The sequence below is a fragment of the Loigolactobacillus rennini DSM 20253 genome, assembly GCF_001436505.1.
GTDB classification, from domain to species: Bacteria; Bacillota; Bacilli; order Lactobacillales; family Lactobacillaceae; genus Loigolactobacillus; species Loigolactobacillus rennini.
Map to the genome: position 1 here is coordinate 1 of NZ_AYYI01000085.1, position 3111 is coordinate 3111.

Genomic DNA, 3111 nt, shown 5'->3' on the forward strand with positions numbered 1-3111 from the left:
CTTACCGCCCAGAAAGCAGCTTAATAAAGTTGTCCAATTTTAAGGGTTCACTTCATTAGCAGGCTTTTTTATGTTTTAAGTTTTGTCGCACCCTACTTAATAAATGTCGGGTACTGTGCCAAATTAAGTAGACGACAAAACCTACTAAACAGCCTAGTGCATTAAAAGTTACATCATCAATATCCGCGATCCCAGTAGAAAGTAAAAACTGTAACATCTCAATCGTTAAAGAAACACCAACCCCTAATAAATACACCTGCAAAAATTGAACAGGTAGCCAGCGTCGATTATCTTTCAACCGGACACCATAACTAAAACCTAGAGGAATAAACCACAAAATATTACCATATAAGTTATATAAGAAATCAAATTTGGAAGCTCCCCGTGTTAATTTCCAAGTTTCAACAAATGGGGTGGTATTAATTGTGCCATGCGGCAATTGTAACTGTGCCCATAGTTGACTGGGCCAATAAATATTACGAAGTGCCGTCAGCGAAAATAACAAGCACAAATAAAAAACCAAGGCCCAAAGATAAAGTTCACGCCGCCAAAATAACCACTGTTTAGTCAATCGGTGACGCAAACTTAAATAAAACAGACGCAGGACTAAAAAAATTAGAAAGTAGAACAACGTTTTATCAAGGCTGTAAAAGACTAACCGAATTAATGGAAAATGGTAAATTCGTTGGGCATAATGTGCAGCTACCAATTGGTAAAGCGGCCCTAAAAAAATCATTAAACGTTTCCCTTCTCTCTAAAAATACCATTAATTTTATTTTAGCAAACCTGTCGCGAAAAATTGAATTATACGATTAGTTTTTTGAAAATTTAAAAGAACTTTAGCTAGTTTGACATTTGAATTCGTTTACGCGTACAATATCGGGAGAATCTGCTAAGGAGCTGGCAACCTCGTGACACTTGTTTGGAAAAAATTGAATGAATTAATCAGTCGCCGCAATGGTTTCTTTCTCTTACTTTGCGGCTTGTTTTGGTTAAAAACAATATTCGCTTATTATGTTGATTTTTCTTTAGGTGTCCGTGGCCTACTACAACACTTTATTTTATGGCTTAATCCTTTAGCAACCACTTTTTTAGTTTTAGGGTTAGGTTTATACATTCAACGACCTAAATGGCGTTATTGGGGGCTGCTTATTTTATCGTTAGCCAATACGGCCTTATTGTATTTTAACGTGATTTATTATCGGCAATTTACTGATTTTATGACCATCAATACCATTTTAGGCTACTCTAAAGTGTCTGAAGGGCTCAGTGGTAGTTCATTAGCGTTGGCGCGACCCCACGATATTTTTTATTGGCTAGATTTAATTATTTTAATGATTTTATTATTAGCTAAGTTGATTAAGATTAACCAACAACCAATTCCACGCCACTTACCATTTGCGGTAACCTCATTTGCTTTATTACTATTTTCCGTTAATCTAACGCTAGGTGAAGCAAATCGACCACAATTACTAACACGCACGTTTGACCGTAATTACATTGTTAAATATTTAGGCATTGATGCTTATACCGTTTATGATGCCGTTAAAACCGCACAAAATAATCAAAATCGGGCCGCCGCAAAAGGTGCCGATTTAACAAAAGTCTTGGCTTTTATTGATCAACATTACGCTGCACCTGATCCGCAAAAATACGGTTTGGCTAAGGGCCGTAACGTTATTATCATCCATTTGGAAAGCTTTCAGCAATTTTTAATTGATGATAAAATTCACGGACAAGAAGTGACGCCATTTTTAAATCATCTTTATCACGATGATCAAACATTTTCTTTTCCAAATTTTTTCCACCAAGTTGGACAAGGTAAAACCAGCGATGCTGAAAACATGTTAGAGACCAGCGTTTACGGTTTACCACAAGGATCAGTATTTACCGCACTGGGATCAGACAATACTTTCCAAGCAGCACCTGCTATTTTAGGCCAAAAAGGAAATTATAGTTCAGCAGTCTTTCACGGTAATGTTGGATCCTTTTGGAATCGCAACAGTGTTTATAAAAATATGGGGTACCAAAACTTTTTTGATGCCAATTACTTTAAAACACAGGGTAACCGCTCCTTACAATATGGTTTAAAAGACAAACTATTGTTTCATGATTCAATTAAATATCTGGAACAATTGCAACAACCATTTTATGCTAAATTTATCACTGTGACCAATCATTTTCCGTTTCCTTTAGACGATGAAGATACAGATTTTCAGTTGCCAGATACAGATGATAAAGTCGTTAACCAATACTTTGGTACTGCACATTATTTAGACCAAGCTTTAAAAGAATTTTTTACGTACCTTAAAAGCAGTGGGCTATATGATAACTCATTAATTTTACTATATGGTGATCATTACGGCCTTTCAAATAAAGAAAACCTAAGTCTAGCACCATTGTTAGGTCAATCTGCTGAAACTTGGAGCAGTTATGATAATGCTCAATTGCAACGAGTTCCCTTAATGATTCATTTACCTGGACAACATCACGGCGGCATTCAAGAACAATACGGCGGTGAAATCGATGTGTTGCCAACCCTAGAACATCTATTAGGAATTGATAACAAAGGTTACATTCAATTCGGAACAGATTTATTTTCACCACACCATGATCAAGTTGTTGCGTTCCGGAACAATAATTTTGTTACGCCGACCCATACTGTAATTGGTGATACCATTTATAATCACGCTGGAGACGAAATCACCCACCCGAGCAAGTCACTGCGGCAAAAAATTAACCGTCAGAAAAAACAGGTCCGAACCGAACTGCAGCTTTCAGATACGGTTAACAACAAAAACTTGCTACGTTTTTACACACCTGTAGGTTTTAAACCGGTTGCTCCCGAAAATTATGATTACAAAGATAGTTTAACTCGGCTCATTCAAGCAAGGCAGAAACTGGGCCAACAATCCACTAGTGTTTATTCAAAAAATAAAAATCGCACCACTAGTAAAACTTACAAAAGCGATGCCCCACAACTAAAACAAACTGAAATGCAAACAACACCGCAAATCAGTACTAGCGGTCAGTAAGAATAAACCATCGATGTTTAACTGAGAGCGTAAAATATTTTGTGTAAATGCATAAAAGATTTCTGAATTGTATAGA

Annotated in this window: 2 protein-coding genes; one reads left to right on the forward strand and one right to left on the reverse strand. The window is 36.5% G+C overall.

The genetic code is table 11. The features are described from left to right. Positions 1-55: 55 nt before the first annotated feature. Positions 56-736, reverse strand: coding sequence for a VanZ family protein (locus FC24_RS09425; RefSeq protein ID WP_057874622.1), 681 nt, complete (start codon positions 734-736; stop codon positions 56-58). A 175-nt stretch (positions 737-911) separates the two neighbouring features. Here FC24_RS09425 and FC24_RS09430 point away from each other — a divergent pair, with 175 nt between their 5' ends. Then, a complete protein-coding gene (locus FC24_RS09430) occupies positions 912-3035 on the forward strand; it encodes an LTA synthase family protein (protein WP_057874623.1) in 2124 nt (707 codons plus the stop codon). The last annotated feature ends 76 nt before the right edge of the window (positions 3036-3111 follow it).

Excerpts from the sequence above, each read along its gene's own strand:
- FC24_RS09425 (WP_057874622.1), bottom strand. The coding sequence starts at position 736 with ATGATTTTTTTAGGGCCGCTTTACCAATTGGTAGCTGCACATTATGCC.